Origin of the sequence: Cupriavidus sp. CuC1, from assembly GCF_044627735.1 — a bacterium.
Taxonomy (GTDB): domain Bacteria; phylum Pseudomonadota; class Gammaproteobacteria; order Burkholderiales; family Burkholderiaceae; genus Cupriavidus; species Cupriavidus ulmosensis.
Map to the genome: position 1 here is coordinate 37,108 of NZ_JBIUHC010000039.1, position 13,252 is coordinate 50,359.

Consider the following 13,252-nt stretch of genomic DNA (forward strand, 5'->3'; position numbering starts at 1 on the left):
ACCCCGGCTCGGTCAAATCTCGTCCGGCACCCGCTCCAGATCCTTCATCCACACCACGGACTCCGAATCGCTAGGCGCCCGCCAGTCGCCGCGCGGCGACAGCGAGCCACCCGACCCCACCTTGGGCCCGTTCGGCACGCACGAGCGCTTGAACTGGCTGGTCCGGAAGAACCGGTCGAGGAAGATGCGCAGATTGCGCTTGATGTCGGCGACCTTGTACACGTTGCGCACCACGTCCGGCCCGTCGGGCCAGTTGCCCTTGTCGCGGTCGCCCCATGCGCTCAGGGCAAGGAACGCGATCTTGGTCGGCGTAAAACCGAACCGCAGCGTGTAGTACAGGTTGAAATCCTGCAGCTCATACGGGCCGATGAAATTCTCGGTCTTCTGCTGGGGCGCGTCGGCGGAGTCGCCCGGCACCAGTTCGGGACTGATCTCCGTGCCGAGCACGTCGAGCAGCACGTCGGAGCCGGCATTGCCGATCTGCCCGGTCTCTGCCACCCAGCGGACCAGGTGCGAGATCAGCGTCTTCGGCACGCTGCCATTCACGTTGTAGTGCGACATATGATCGCCCACGCCATACGTGCACCAGCCCAGGGCCAGCTCGCTCAGGTCGCCGGTGCCGATCACAATGGCGTGGCTGTGATTGGCAAAGCGGAACAGATGGTTGGTGCGCTCGCCCGCCTGTACGTTCTCGAACGTGACGTCGTACACGGGCTTGCCGGACGCGTAGGGATGGCCGAGGTCCTTGAGCATCTCGACGCAGCTTGGCCGGATGTCGATCTCCTTCGCCACGCAGCCCACCACCTCCATCAGCTTGCGCGCCTGGAGCAGCGTGCGGTCGCTGGTGGCAAAGCCCGGCATGGTGATGCCGATGATGTTGGTGCGCGGCAGCTTCAGCCGATCCATGGCCTTGGCGCACACCAGCAGCGCGTGCGTGGAATCCAGCCCGCCAGAGACGCCGATCACCACCTTGGAGATGCCGCTGGCCGACAGCCGCTGGACCAGCGCCTGCACCTGGATGTTGTAGACCTCGCTGCAGCGCTCGTCGCGCCGGCGCGCGTCGGACGGCACGTAGGGGAATCGCTCCACCGTCCTGCGCAGCGGCAGTGGCTTGTCCAGCGCCATGTTCATGGCGAAGGGGATCACCTTGAACTTCGCCACCTCCGCGCCATGGCGCCGCACCGAGTGGCCGAACGTGGTCTGGTGCATGCGCTCACGCGACAGGCGCTCCAGGTCGACATCCGCAAAGGTCAGGTGCGAGCTGTCCGCAAAGCGCTCGGACTCGGCCAGCAGCTCGCCGTTCTCGTAGATCAGCGCCTGCCCGTCCCACGCCAGGTCAGTGGACGACTCGCCCTTGCCCGCCGAGCTGTACAGGTACGCCGCCAGGCAGCGCGCCGACTGCTGGCTGACCAGCTGATGCCGGTAGCCGGACTTGCCGACGACGATGTTGGAGGCCGACAGGTTCACCAGCACGGTCGCGCCCGCCAGCGCCGCGAACGACGACGGCGGAATCGGCACCCACACGTCCTCGCAGATCTCCACATGGAAGCGCAAGAACGGCACGTCCTGCGCTTCAAACAGCAGGCCAGCGCCGAACGGCACCTTGCTGCCGCAGAGCAGCACCTCGGTGGCTACCGCGCTGTCCGCCGAACTGAATTGTCGCGCCTCGTAGAACTCCCAGTAGTTCGGCAGGTAAGTCTTGGGGACCACGCCAAGGATCCGCCCGCCGGATACCACCGCCGCGCAGTTGAACAGCTGATGCTCGACCCGCAGCGGCAGCCCCACCACCAGCGTGGTGGCAATCGTCTTTGATGCATCGACAATGTCCGCCAGGGCCGCCTCGCAGGCATCGAGCAAGGCGCGCTGATGAAACAGGTCGTCGCAGGTATAGGCGGACAAGCCCAGTTCCGGAAAGGCCACCAGCGCCGCGCCCTGGCTGGCGGCATCCCTGGCCAGCGCGATCGTTTCGGCGGCATTGAAGGCCGGGTCGGCCACGCGGCACACCGGCACGCCTACCGCCACGCGGGCAAAGCCATGGGCGTAGATATTGAGGAACGGGTTCTTCATGTCAGTCATGTCAATCATCCTTGCACTGCGCGGCGCAGCGCTTCCGGCGCAAGCCGAGCGGGGAAGTGGGTTGTGCGGTATATGGCGCAATTCTACGACGCGCGCGGCCAGCGGTGCTGGAGTGTGTTCGGATGGGGCCGGCTGTCCAGGGGCGCAACAGCAGCGCCAAGCCCGGCGAAAGTGGTTTTTTCAAGCAGGATTCATCCAACAATTATCGGTTGACGTGGACCACAAAGGCGAAAGCGCTCATAGGCTGCGAATTTCCTCGAACTCAAAACATGCCCCGACGGTGGCACGTACCGTTGCGGCAGCCATTTCGCCGACCGCCTCATCGAAGGTATCGCATTGTTCGAGCAGGCGCCGCGCGGCAGGGCACAGCCAACCTACGACGCGGTCGATATCCCGCTAAAGATTGTTGAGCTTAGGGTTGTGAGCCACGCGTTCCCAGTGGGCAACCCGGTTGCGCAAATCTCTCAACAGGTTGAGCACTCTGCTGATGTGGGCTCTGTTCCGAGCGTGACGCGGCGCTCGCGGGAAAACTGCTTGCAGCAGCGAGACGTTGGCGCGCCACAGGTGGTGCTCGTAGTTGCTGGAGAACAATCCGACCCAGAATCCAAGCGTCAACTCTGCGACCAGGCGGTCTGGTGTATCGGCCTTGTTGGCGGCACTGAGCTTGCCCCGCCCGACCGCAAGTTGCGATTGCTGCTTGACGCCCAGCAGGCCCGGTTTGTCATACCACTCGGGGTCAGCAAAGTGCGTCCTGAATGCCTGATGCACGTTGTTCCGCAGCCCGACCTCAAAGATGTGCAGAGCGGGGTTCAGCCTCTGTGAGACGACCATGTTGTGCGCGTATCGCGCCACCACATCCAGGTTCAGAGGCGTGCCGTCGCTATCGTGATACGCATTAAACCGGGCCGTAGAGAAGGTTTTCACGAGTGCGGGGTAGAAGTCTTGCATGCCTTATTTCGCGTTTGCTATACTCGCCCGGTAATCCCCGGTGAGGTCTTCTCCTGGCCACGCCCGCGCAAGCGGAGTGCCAAACAGTCAGTGCTCAGACTCCGGGGCCGGTTTTGAAAGGGCGCCTAATAAGCGCCCTTTCGCATTTCCAGCTGGCAGCACAACAGCCAAAAGCAAATGTAGCCTGAGCAACCAGCCGAATCTCCGTTGCATACGTCAAAAATTGTGTCCGTCGGGTTCGGGCGCCAAACGCAATCCCCTGCACTCTCCCGAAGCCCCACAGAGTCGTCAGGCCGGAATCCGCGCCTCCCACGGCGCAAAGCAGAAACCCGCTATATTCCTACCGTCCGCCACCGCAGCACGCTTATCCAGTGACTCCCGCTCGCAATTGCCTCGTTCCTGACATAGAGACGAATTTCTTCCCTCTAGCCTCCATCCCCCCACGATGACCTACACCGTCGCCGTGCGCGCACTGTGCGAGTTCACTGCGAAACAGGGCGACCTCGATGTGCGCTTCACGCCCTCGCCAACGGCTGCCGACGGCATGGCCGCGCATGCGCTGGTGCAGTCGCGCCGCGGGTCGGGTTACCAGTCGGAGATCAGCCTGGAGGGTGAGTTCAGGGATCTGCGGGTGCGCGGGCGTGCCGATGGCTACGACCCCGCCAGGAACCTGCTGGAGGAGATCAAGACGGTGCGCGGGGACTGGGCGGCGCTGCCGGAGAACCATCGGCACCTGCACCTGGCCCAGGCCAGGATTTACGCCTGGCTGTTGTGCGAGAAGCTCGGCCTTGCTGGCATGAACGTGGGCGTGGTCTATTTCGACATGGCGAGCCAGCAGGAATCGACCTTCAGCGAGCATCACGAGGCCGCGCAACTCAAGGCCTTCTTCGAGGAGAAGTGCGAGCAGTTTGCCAGCTGGGCCGCGCAGGAAGCGGCCCACCGCGCGACGCGTGACCAGGCGCTGGCGGGCATGGCGTTTCCCCATGCGTCGTTCCGGCGCGGGCAGCGCGAGCTGGCCGAGGCGGTTTATCGCGCGGGGCGCTCGGGCCGTTGCCTGCTGGCGCAGGCACCCACGGGCATCGGCAAGACGGCGGGCACCTTGTTCGCCATGCTCAAGGCGGTGCCGCAAGGCGAGATCGACAAAGTGTTCTACCTGACGGCCAAGACCACTGGCCGGCGGATGGCGCTGGATGCCGCGCAGGGACTGCGCGACGCCAACGTGGGCTTGGCGCTGCGGGTGCTGGAACTGACCGCGCGCGACAAGGCCTGCGAGCATCCCGAGCTCGCCTGCCACGGCGAATCGTGCCCGCTTGCGCGCGGCTTCTACGATCGCCTGCCGGCGGCGCGGCTGGATGCCGCCGGGCAGGAACGGCTCGATCGCGCCGCGATCCGCCAGATCGCGCTGGCGCACGATATCTGCCCATATTACCTGGGGCAGGAAATGGCGCGTTGGGCCGATCTCGTGGTCGGCGACTACAACTATTACTTCGACCGCGGCGCGATGCTCCATGGCATGGCCGCGGCCAACGACTGGCGCGCCGGGGTGCTGGTCGACGAGGCGCACAACCTGCTCGACCGCGCGCGCAAGATGTACTCGGCGGAACTGGACCCGGCGGTCCTGCCCGGGCTGCGGCGCGAGGCGTCTGGCCCCGTCGCTGCCGCGCTGCGCCGCCTGGGACGCCAGTGGAACCTGCTCACGAAGGCGCAGGAAAGCGACTACGCCGCGTATCCGGAGATTCCCGCGCCGTTTCTCTCGGCGCTGGAGCGCACCGCCTCGGCCATCCTCGACCAACTCACCGAGGAGCCAGCCAGCGTGAGCGCCGATCTGCAGCGCTTTTACTTCGATGCCCTGCATTTCTGTCGCCTGGCCGAATCGCTGGACGCGCATTCCGTCTTCGACCTGAGCAAGGAGGCGAGTACCCGCGACGTCACAACACACCTGATCAAGGGCAAAGGCGACAAGGGCCGGCTCGCCGTGCGCAACCTCATCCCCGCACCCTTCCTGGCGCCACGGTTCGCCGCATCCCATAGCACCACGCTGTTCTCCGCCACGCTCAACCCCGCGCGCTTCGTCAGCGACACGCTTGGCCTGCCCCAGAACACGGTCTGGATGGAAGTGCAGTCTCCCTTCAGCGCCGACCAGCTGACGGTACGCATTGCCGGCAGTATCTCCACGCGCTACCGCGACCGCGAACGCTCCGTGCCCCCGATCGTGGACCTGCTCGCCGCGCAGTACCGGGCGCGCCCTGGCAACTACCTGGCGTTCTTCAGCAGCTTTGATTACCTGCGGCAGGTGGCCGATGCGTTTGAGCGCCGCTGCCCGGACATCACCGTGCGCCGCCAGGCCCGCACCATGAGCGAAACCGAGCAGGCCGCGTTCCTGGACGCGTTCACGCCGGATGCCTGCGCGATCGGCTTTGCGGTGCTGGGCGGCTCCTTCGCGGAGGGCATCGACCTGCCGGGCGACCGGCTGATCGGTGCGTTCATCGCCACGCTGGGCCTGCCGCAGTTCAATGCGGTCAATGAGCTGACCATGCGCCGGATGGAGTCGGTGTTTGGCTCTGGCTACGAGTACGGCTATCTCTATCCCGGCCTGCAGAAGGTCGTGCAGGCGGCCGGGCGCGTGATCCGCACGGAAGCGGACCGCGGCGTGGTGCACCTGATCGATGACCGCTTCGCGCGGCCGGAGGTTCGCGCCCTGCTCCCGCCGTGGTGGGAGGTGGCGGGGTAACCGCCGCGGGCGAACGCGGCGGCCACCGCTCGAACAAGCCGCTTTGCGCGCCGTCGCGTGCGCTCGCTAAGGCGGGGCCACGAAGTGCCTGACCTTGGGCGCCGCCGGCCCCAGGTGCAGCGCATGGACGCGGGCCTGGATCGCCTTGTCGTTCACACTGAAGCGCTCATGCTGGCGCAGATGCTCCAGCCACGACTCGATCACAAACGTCTCCACATAGCGCCCAGGCTCGTCCATGTCCTCGAACAGGCTCCATGACAGCGCCCCGCCCCGCCGGCGCACGCGCCGCATCTCGCGGGCGGCGGCATCCAGGTGCCGATGTTGGATGCCAGCGTGGCCAGCCAGATGGCCCGGAACAACTTGTTGCGCAAGGGAGGCTCCACGGCCCGCCCGCGGGCGCGGCCAGCGCGGCGCCTGCGCCGGAAACCTCCTGGCTCATGTCAACTCCAGGTCCGGTGACGCCGGCGGCGCGCCGCGGCCATGCGCCCGGCTAGCCACGATTGCGCCGTTGACGCAGGTCGTACCAGGCCACCAGCACGAAGCCGCCAACCAGGCCGAGGTGTTCGAAGAAAGCATTGGCCGCCATGAAGCGCTCCGGCGGCGCCATCAGCCAGAACCGGTTGGCGAGAAAGGTGGCGAAGGCGGTGAACACCGCCAGCGCCAGGGCGCCGGCCCAGCGATGGAAGCCAAGCAGGATCATCAGCGAAGCCCCCAGTTCGAGCACGATGGTAGCCGCCGCCAGGGGCGCGGCGGGCGACAGCCCGAAGTGGGCCAGCTCGGCCACGGCGCCGGGGAAATCCAGCGCCTTGTTGATGCCGCCCTGCAGATAGGCCGCGCAAAGTCCCAGCAAGCCTAGCCACGCAATGACGGCCCCGGTGCGCGACAGTCCATTGTCCCGGGCGGTCCCGGCGTACGAGCTTCTCGATTCCATCGATGCATCCCCTTGGTAGGTATGTTGCCAACTCGCTTGCCAACCCGCAAAAAAAAAAGCAAAACCGGGAGTGCCCGTGCCGCCAACCGTCCTGCCGGTCACGAGCCGCGACGGCGTCACACCATGGATTGTAGGATGCGGCGCGGGCCAGGACGAAGCGAACCGGGCAGGGCGGCGCCCATGCTGCGGCAATAACCCTGCCGCCATGTGTGCGCACACGCTGCTCTATCATGTCGGTCATCCGAAGATGGCTTCACATGAAATTCTCATCCGTCGTACGCTGCCTCGCGGCGATCTCGCTGCTTGGGGCGGCGCTGGCAGGCATGCCGGCCCGGGCCAATGCCAGCGCCAATGCCAACCTTGGCGCCGACTTCCCGCAGCGGCCGATCCGCCTGGTAGTGACCTTTCCGCCGGGCGGCGGCACCGATACCCTGGCGCGGGTGATCGGCACGGAACTGGGGCGCAGCCTCGGGCAGGCCGTGGTGGTGGACAACCGGCCCGGCGCCAGCGGCAATATCGGCGCGGAGCTGGTAGCAAGGAGCCCGGCGGATGGCTATACCCTGCTGGTGGTCAACAGCAGCTTCGCCATCAATCCCGGCGTATTCCGCAAGCTGCCCTTCGAGCCAGGCAAGGACTTCAGCGCGGTCATCGCGTTTGCGTCGGTGCCGTCCGTGATCGCCGTGCCTGAGCATTCCCCGATTCATAGCTTCAAGGACCTGATCGCTGCCGGCCGCTCGGGCAAGCCGCCCAGCTATGCGTCGTGCGGCAACGGCACGCCGCAGCACCTGGCGGGCGAGTTGCTCAAGATCTCGGCAAAGATCGATTTGCTGCACATTCCCTACAAGGGATGCGCTCCCGCCATGACCGACGTGCTGGGCGGCCAGGCGGACGTCAGCATCAACACGCTCACCAACACCCTGCCCTACCTCAAGACCGGCAAGCTGCGCGCGCTGGCGGTAACGTCCCGCGGCCGCTCGCCGTTCCTGCCCGAAGTGCCGGCGGCCAGCGAGCTGGGCCTGCCCGGCTACGACGTCGACCAGTGGTTCGGCATCCTGGCGCCAGCGGGCACGTCGCCCGAGGTCGTGCAAAAGCTCAACCTGGAAATCGCCAGGGTCATTGCCAGGCCGGAAGTCAGGGCCAGCCTGGCGAACCTGGGATTCGCCACCACCCTCAGCACGCCGGCGGAGTTCCAGCGGGTGGTGAACGCCGATATCGCGCGGTGGACCAAGCTGGCCCTGCGGATCGGCCTCAAGGCGGATTGATGCGGATTGATGCGAATTGATGCAAGGAGAGGGCAACGTCAGCGCAAGGGCTCGGCCTGCAGGTAAGCCGCCGGCTGCGGCCATGGGCGGAAGCCCACGGCCTTGCGGCCTGCCTGCGCAAGGCCGAAGTCGCTCGCGTCCAGGCTGGCGGCAAGCAGCTTGCCGAAGGCGTTGAGCAAGACGTCGGAGGTCAGCCCCGAGGGGCCGGCCAGCGCCGGGCAGACGATCCAGGTGGTGTCGTCGCGCGTGAACACCCGCAAGGATTTCACCAGGTCGGCGGGCTGCAGCTGCTCGTCGCGCACCGCCGCGTAGTCCAGCGCGAACGCGTCGACGAAATCCTCCGTATGCCGGTGGCCAAGGCACACCACCACCTTGGGCCGCCAGCGCGCGCACATCTCCGCCAGGAAGCGGAAGCGCCCGCCGTGCCGGCACAGGTCCAGGTAGCGCTCCTTGGGCACCAGGGCTGGCTGGCCGCGAAACACCCTGGACCAGGGGGTCAGGCCATCGAGCTGCATGGGGAAACAGGTTGAGCTTGAACTCCGCCCCGCAGGCGGCGTACAGGTGGTGCTCGTAGTAAGGCATGATTGCCTGGTGGGTCCCCTCTTCAGCTCTTGCCGTAACGTGCCGGTGCCTGGAAGGCCGCGCGTGCCGTTGCGATCGTTCGCCGGATATCCGGCGCCGGCCAGGGCTGGCGCTGCATCGATCCGGTCATTTGTGGTGCGCCGCGTCTGCTGCATGCTGGATGGCCTTTGCAATCCTATTGGTCCGCCTTCCCGGTCTTGAGCATCTCGGCAATCGTGCTTGCGCTGGCCGGTGCGAATTGCGCTACGCAGGAGCGCGTCAGCGCCAGCGTGTACGAGAACGCCATGGCGCGGTCCTCGAACGTGCGGTCGAGCATGAAGTGCGCGGCAGGCACCTGGCCGTCGGCCAGCCTTGACAGGCGTACCAGCGCTCCCCAGTTGCCATCCGCCACCTGCAGGATATCCACCTCGATGGCATATCCGGCCTCGATATACGTCCTGGCCGGGCCTGCCAGCCGGCGTTCCGGTTTGTCGAGCGCCATCTCGTTCCTCCACGATTCAGGTCGATTTGAGACAACCACAGCCACGCACGGCGTGCGTGGTTCCATCAGCCCATGGCAGCGGGCTCCCCCCGCGGCCACGGGCGTGCAACACTGGCCTCAGCCGTGCATTGATACGCTCGCGCCAGCCAGCCGGTTGACGGCCGGCGGCTTCGCGGTGGACTGGCGCACCACCAGCCCGCTGGGAAAGCACAGGCGGATCGGCGCTTCGTCCGGTTGCGCCAGCCGCAGCATGACCCGGCGCACCATGGCCTCGGCCATCTCGCCAAAGGGCATGGCCACGGAGGTCAGCGCGGGATTGGTGTACGAGCACATGCCGATGTCGTCCATGCCGATCACCGAGACATCGGCCGGCACCGACAAGCCCGCCTGGTGCAGGCCGGACATCAGCCCGATCGCCATCATGTCGTTGACCGCGACCAGCCCGGTGGGGCGCGCGCTGGCCTGCGCCAGTTGTGCCCCCAGGATCTGGCCCAGTTCCGCCAGTTCGGCATCGCCATAGTGTGCGGCGGGCGGGCACTCTATCACCACCGCGTCTCCCAGCCCGGCCTCTTTCACCGCGGCCTGGAAACCGGCGATCTTGCTCGCGCGGCTCACCGTGCGCCCGGCGGGCATCACAAAGGCAATGCGCCGGTGGCCCCGCTCGATCAGGTGCGACGCGGCCAGGTGGCCTGCCTGGAAGTTGTCGGGCGCCACATGATCGATGCGCGCCGGCATGTTCGGATCGGCGCCGCCGTCATAACTGACCATCGCCAGCCCCTGCCTGGTCGCCGCCTCGAAATGCCGCTCGTCGGTGAGCGACGACACGATGATTACGCCATGCACGCCAAACGAGAGCAGGTCGTCGAGCATGCGCGACTCCTGTTCCCGGTCCCGGTTGGTATTGCCCAGCAGGACGCGGTAGCCGGTCTGGCGCTGTGCCTCGGCCTCGATCTTCAGCGCGAGCTGGCCGTACATGGGGTTGGCGGTGGACGGCACCAGCAGCCCCAGCATCGGGGTCTGGCCGGTCTTGAGCTGGCGCGCGACCTGGCTGGGCCGGAAGCCGAGCGCGCGGATGGCCTCCTGCACCCGCTCGAACGTGGTGGGGTTGAGGCGCTCGGTGCGTCCGTTGAGCACGTTGGAAACGGAGCTCACGGATACGTTCGCCAGTCGGGCGACATCTTGTATGGTTGCCATTATCGGGATCTCATGCCAGCTTCATCAGGCGGGGCAGCCATAGCGTCAGCGATGGTAACAGGTCAACAACAGCAAAATCAGCAGCAGCATGGCGAGGTACTTCAGCATCGGCCCGGCCACCTGCTCCATGCGCGTGCCGGTCATCGCGCAAGTGGCGAACAGCCCCAGGCCCAAGGGCGGCATGAACAGCCCGAAGCCCATGGCGATCGCCATCACCGTGCCGAAGTGTAGCGGATGCACGCCGGCCTGCTGCGCAATGGGCGTGAACAGCGGGCCAAACTGGATCAGCGCCGGCGCGCCTTCCAGGATCGTCCCGAACAGGATGGAGAGCGCCAGCGGCCAGGGCCAGGCAGGACGTCACTAACCTGCGGCGAAACGGATCGTGTTGTACTTCGCCTGATTCCACGATTGCCACGGCTGCGCACTTGACCCTTGGCATTAAGTGTTTCAGTAAAACGATTTACTAAAACGATTTACAAGATCATAGGCGGTTGGGAGACAAATGCAAGGCCGCCACGCTGCCAGGTACCTCTTCGCCATCCTTGATCCGGCCGCAAGAATGATTTGCCGGTCACGGGGTTTTTGCAAAAACAGCTTGTCCCGATAATCCAATGCATCTGCCCGGCAACGCTCGCCAATGCGCCAAGCCTCTTCGAGGCCCTCGCCGCATCCGAACTTCCTGCCTGACCAACCTCCCATTGAGAAAGCCATGCTGTTCACCCCCTACGCCCTTGGCAACATCGCCACCCGCAACCGCATCGTGATGCCCCCGATGACCCGCTCCCGGGCCGCCGCCGGCGACGTGGCCACCGAGCTGATGGCCGAGTACTACAGCCAGCGCGCCAGCGCCGGCCTGATCATTTCCGAAGGTACCCAGATCAACCGCCAGGGCCAAGGCTACGCCTGGACGCCGGGCATCTACAGTACCGAGCAGGTCGCCGGATGGCGCAAGGTCACCGATGCCGTGCATGCCGCCGGCGGCCAGATCTTCGCGCAGCTCTGGCACGTGGGCCGGGTGTCGCACACCTCGCTGCAGCCGGGGCAAGGCGCGCCTGTGTCTTCGTCCGCGCTGGTGGCCGAGGGCGTCAAGGTGTTTGTCGATGCGACCGGGCAAGGCCCGCGGGGCGGCATCGGCGAGATGATCCAGCACTCCGCGCCGCGCGCGCTGTCGATCGACGAGATCCCCGGCATCGTGGCCGATTACGCGCAGGCCGCGCGCAACGCACTGGAAGCCGGCTTCGACGGGGTCGAGCTGCATGGCGCCAACGGCTACCTGATTAACCAGTTCATCGACTCGCAGGCCAATGCCCGTGACGACGCCTACGGCGGCTCGCTGCAAAACCGGCTGCGTTTTCTCAATGAGGTGGCGCAGGCCGTGACCGACGTGGTCGGCCGCAACCGCATCGGCGTACGCCTGGCGCCGCTGACCACGCTGCAAGGTGCAGTCGACGACACGCCCGAGGCAACCTACCTGGCCGCCGCGCATATGCTCGGCCGGATCGGCGTGGGCTACATCCATATCGCCGAGGCGGACTGGGAGGATGCGCCGGTGATGCCGGCCGCGTTCAAGGAGGCGCTGCGCGCGATCTATCCGGGCACGCTGATCTACTCGGGCAACTACAGCAAGGCGCGCGCGGAGCAAGCACTCGCCAAGGGCTGGGCGGACCTGATCGGCTTCGGGCGCCCGTTTATCGCCAACCCGGACCTGCCCTACCGGCTGCAGCACAACCTGCCGCTCAATGCTGGCGACCGCACGAAGTACTTCGGCGGCGGTGCCGCGGGCTACACGGACTACCCGCGCTTCACGGGCCAGGACGCGCCCGAGGCCAAGGCCGCCGCATAAGCCGGCAAGCAGTCAATCGAGCAAGACGAGAAGAACCAGGAACCCACCATGCCATCCGCATTGGATAAACTCACCGCCGGCGGCTTCAGCGTCGGCGTGGAACTGCCGCTGGACAATGACTGGTCGCCCGCCGGAGACCGCGCGCGGCGCGAGGCCCGGCGCCTGCCCGGCGAGCCCGACCTGGCGCGCCACGGCGAACTGGCCCGGCTGGCGGACCAGCTCGGCTTTCGCGCGCTGTGGGTGCGCGACGTGCCGCTGTATGACCCGCAGTTCGGCGACGCCGCGCAAGTCTTCGAGACCTTCAGCTACCTGGGCTACCTGGCCGGCGTGACCGAGCGCATCCTGCTCGGCACCGCCGCCGTGGTGCTGCCGCTGCGCGAGCCGCTGCTGACCCTGAAATCCGCCGCCACGGTGGACCACCTCAGCAACGGCAGGCTGATGCTGGGCGTGGCCAGCGGCGACCGTCCCATCGAGTACCCGATCTTCGGCCGCGACTTCGCGCAGCGCGGCAAGGCCTTCCGTGAGCAGGTGGCGCTGCTGCGCGATGCGGGCGCGGCTACGCTGCCGGCCGGCGTGCAATTGCTGCCTCGCCTGCGCAAGCCGCTGCCGTTGCTGGTGGCGGGGCTCGCGCAGCAAGATCCCGCCTGGGTGGGCGAGCACATGGACGGCTGGCTGGCTTACCCCGGCACGCCGGAAGATCATGTGCGCCGCAGCGGGTTGTGGCGCAGCGTGGCCGGCAGCACTCCGAACACCAAACCCTACATCAGCTTCATCCACCTGGACTTGCTCGACGATCCGGATGCGCCCATGCAGCGTCACCGCTTTGGCGCGGCGGTCGGGCGCAACGGGCTGATCGACGAGCTCCACGCAATGCACAAGGCTGGCGCCGCGCACATCGGCCTGCACTTGCGCCGCAGCCACCGGCCGGTGCGCGAGGTGATGGAGGAAATCGCGGCGTATGTGCTGCCCCGCTTTCATGGTGCAGGCGAAGCAGCAGGCAGTACGGTGCCACTGGCCTCGGCGGCATGAAGAGAAGTGGATGTTGCCAGGCGCAGTCCGCAGGCAGCGCTCCCTCCCCTTTGCCGCGTACCCCGGGACTCATCCCTATTCCATCGGAAAGCGCTAACTGCTAGTCTGGCTGACTTGGTGTCGTCCATCGGTTCGGGCCCCGCCCTGGTCCTGGCGCGTAGCCATCCTGGCCAGC

The 13,252-nt window shown here is 66.5% G+C and carries 11 protein-coding genes and 1 pseudogene; 4 read left to right on the forward strand and 8 right to left on the reverse strand.

What is annotated here, in order from left to right:
* Positions 1-12: 12 nt before the first annotated feature.
* Together ACGLHR_RS18415 and ACGLHR_RS18420 are read right to left on the reverse strand one after the other, a co-directional pair.
* Complete coding sequence (locus ACGLHR_RS18415) at positions 13-2,067, reverse strand: NAD(+) synthase (RefSeq protein WP_400095759.1); 2,055 nt, start codon at positions 2,065-2,067, stop codon at positions 13-15.
* A gap of 405 nt (positions 2,068-2,472) precedes the next feature.
* The gene (locus ACGLHR_RS18420) at positions 2,473-3,024 is read right to left on the reverse strand and encodes a hypothetical protein (protein ID WP_400095721.1); all 552 of its coding nucleotides are present in this window, start codon (positions 3,022-3,024) and stop codon (positions 2,473-2,475) included.
* Between the two features lie 445 nt (positions 3,025-3,469).
* Here ACGLHR_RS18420 and ACGLHR_RS18425 point away from each other — a divergent pair, with 445 nt between their 5' ends.
* Entirely contained in the window at positions 3,470-5,755 is a 2,286-nt protein-coding gene (locus ACGLHR_RS18425) for a helicase C-terminal domain-containing protein (protein ID WP_400095722.1), read from the forward strand.
* 66 nt (positions 5,756-5,821) lie between these two features.
* Here the strand turns inward: ACGLHR_RS18425 and ACGLHR_RS18430 are convergent, their stop codons facing one another.
* Both ACGLHR_RS18430 and ACGLHR_RS18435 read right to left on the reverse strand, forming a co-directional pair.
* Entirely contained in the window at positions 5,822-6,100 is a 279-nt protein-coding gene (locus ACGLHR_RS18430; RefSeq protein ID WP_400095760.1) for an MFS transporter, read from the reverse strand.
* 145 nt (positions 6,101-6,245) lie between these two features.
* On the reverse strand, positions 6,246-6,686 hold the full coding sequence (locus ACGLHR_RS18435) for a DoxX family protein (RefSeq protein WP_400095723.1): 441 nt from the start codon (positions 6,684-6,686) through the stop codon (positions 6,246-6,248).
* Between the two features lie 257 nt (positions 6,687-6,943).
* Here ACGLHR_RS18435 and ACGLHR_RS18440 point away from each other — a divergent pair, with 257 nt between their 5' ends.
* Positions 6,944-7,948, forward strand: a complete 1,005-nt coding sequence (locus ACGLHR_RS18440; RefSeq protein ID WP_400095724.1) for a tripartite tricarboxylate transporter substrate binding protein — start codon at positions 6,944-6,946, stop codon at positions 7,946-7,948.
* Between the two features lie 38 nt (positions 7,949-7,986).
* Here ACGLHR_RS18440 and ACGLHR_RS18445 read toward each other — a convergent pair whose 3' ends face one another.
* From ACGLHR_RS18445 to ACGLHR_RS18460, 4 genes and pseudogenes are all read right to left on the reverse strand, one after another.
* Positions 7,987-8,463: a hypothetical protein gene (locus ACGLHR_RS18445; protein ID WP_400095725.1), complete on the reverse strand. Its 477-nt coding sequence runs from the start codon at positions 8,461-8,463 to the stop codon at positions 7,987-7,989.
* A gap of 242 nt (positions 8,464-8,705) precedes the next feature.
* Positions 8,706-9,011, reverse strand: coding sequence for a hypothetical protein (locus ACGLHR_RS18450; protein WP_400095727.1), 306 nt, complete (start codon positions 9,009-9,011; stop codon positions 8,706-8,708).
* A gap of 117 nt (positions 9,012-9,128) precedes the next feature.
* Positions 9,129-10,205 carry a LacI family DNA-binding transcriptional regulator gene (locus ACGLHR_RS18455; protein WP_400095728.1) on the reverse strand — a complete coding sequence of 359 codons (1,077 nt, stop codon included), beginning with the start codon at positions 10,203-10,205 and terminating at the stop codon, positions 9,129-9,131.
* 10 nt (positions 10,206-10,215) lie between these two features.
* Positions 10,216-10,535, reverse strand: a pseudogene (locus ACGLHR_RS18460) (TRAP transporter large permease subunit); the annotation flags it as partial.
* A gap of 379 nt (positions 10,536-10,914) precedes the next feature.
* Between ACGLHR_RS18460 and ACGLHR_RS18465 the strand changes: the two are divergent.
* Positions 10,915-12,048, forward strand: coding sequence for an alkene reductase (locus tag ACGLHR_RS18465; protein WP_400095730.1), 1,134 nt, complete (start codon positions 10,915-10,917; stop codon positions 12,046-12,048).
* A 48-nt stretch (positions 12,049-12,096) separates the two neighbouring features.
* Complete coding sequence (locus ACGLHR_RS18470; protein ID WP_400095731.1) at positions 12,097-13,077, forward strand: TIGR03571 family LLM class oxidoreductase; 981 nt, start codon at positions 12,097-12,099, stop codon at positions 13,075-13,077.
* Positions 13,078-13,252 lie beyond the last annotated feature (175 nt).

Coding starts and splice junctions, on each gene's coding strand:
- ACGLHR_RS18415 (WP_400095759.1), bottom strand. CDS start 2,067: ATGAAGAACCCGTTCCTCAATATCTACGCCCATGGCTTTGCCCGCGTG.
- ACGLHR_RS18420 (WP_400095721.1), bottom strand. CDS start 3,024: ATGCAAGACTTCTACCCCGCACTCGTGAAAACCTTCTCTACGGCCCGG.
- ACGLHR_RS18425 (WP_400095722.1), top strand. CDS start 3,470: ATGACCTACACCGTCGCCGTGCGCGCACTGTGCGAGTTCACTGCGAAA.
- ACGLHR_RS18435 (WP_400095723.1), bottom strand. CDS start 6,686: ATGGAATCGAGAAGCTCGTACGCCGGGACCGCCCGGGACAATGGACTG.
- ACGLHR_RS18440 (WP_400095724.1), top strand. CDS start 6,944: ATGAAATTCTCATCCGTCGTACGCTGCCTCGCGGCGATCTCGCTGCTT.
- ACGLHR_RS18445 (WP_400095725.1), bottom strand. CDS start 8,463: ATGCAGCTCGATGGCCTGACCCCCTGGTCCAGGGTGTTTCGCGGCCAG.
- ACGLHR_RS18450 (WP_400095727.1), bottom strand. CDS start 9,011: ATGGCGCTCGACAAACCGGAACGCCGGCTGGCAGGCCCGGCCAGGACG.
- ACGLHR_RS18455 (WP_400095728.1), bottom strand. CDS start 10,205: ATGGCAACCATACAAGATGTCGCCCGACTGGCGAACGTATCCGTGAGC.
- ACGLHR_RS18465 (WP_400095730.1), top strand. CDS start 10,915: ATGCTGTTCACCCCCTACGCCCTTGGCAACATCGCCACCCGCAACCGC.
- ACGLHR_RS18470 (WP_400095731.1), top strand. CDS start 12,097: ATGCCATCCGCATTGGATAAACTCACCGCCGGCGGCTTCAGCGTCGGC.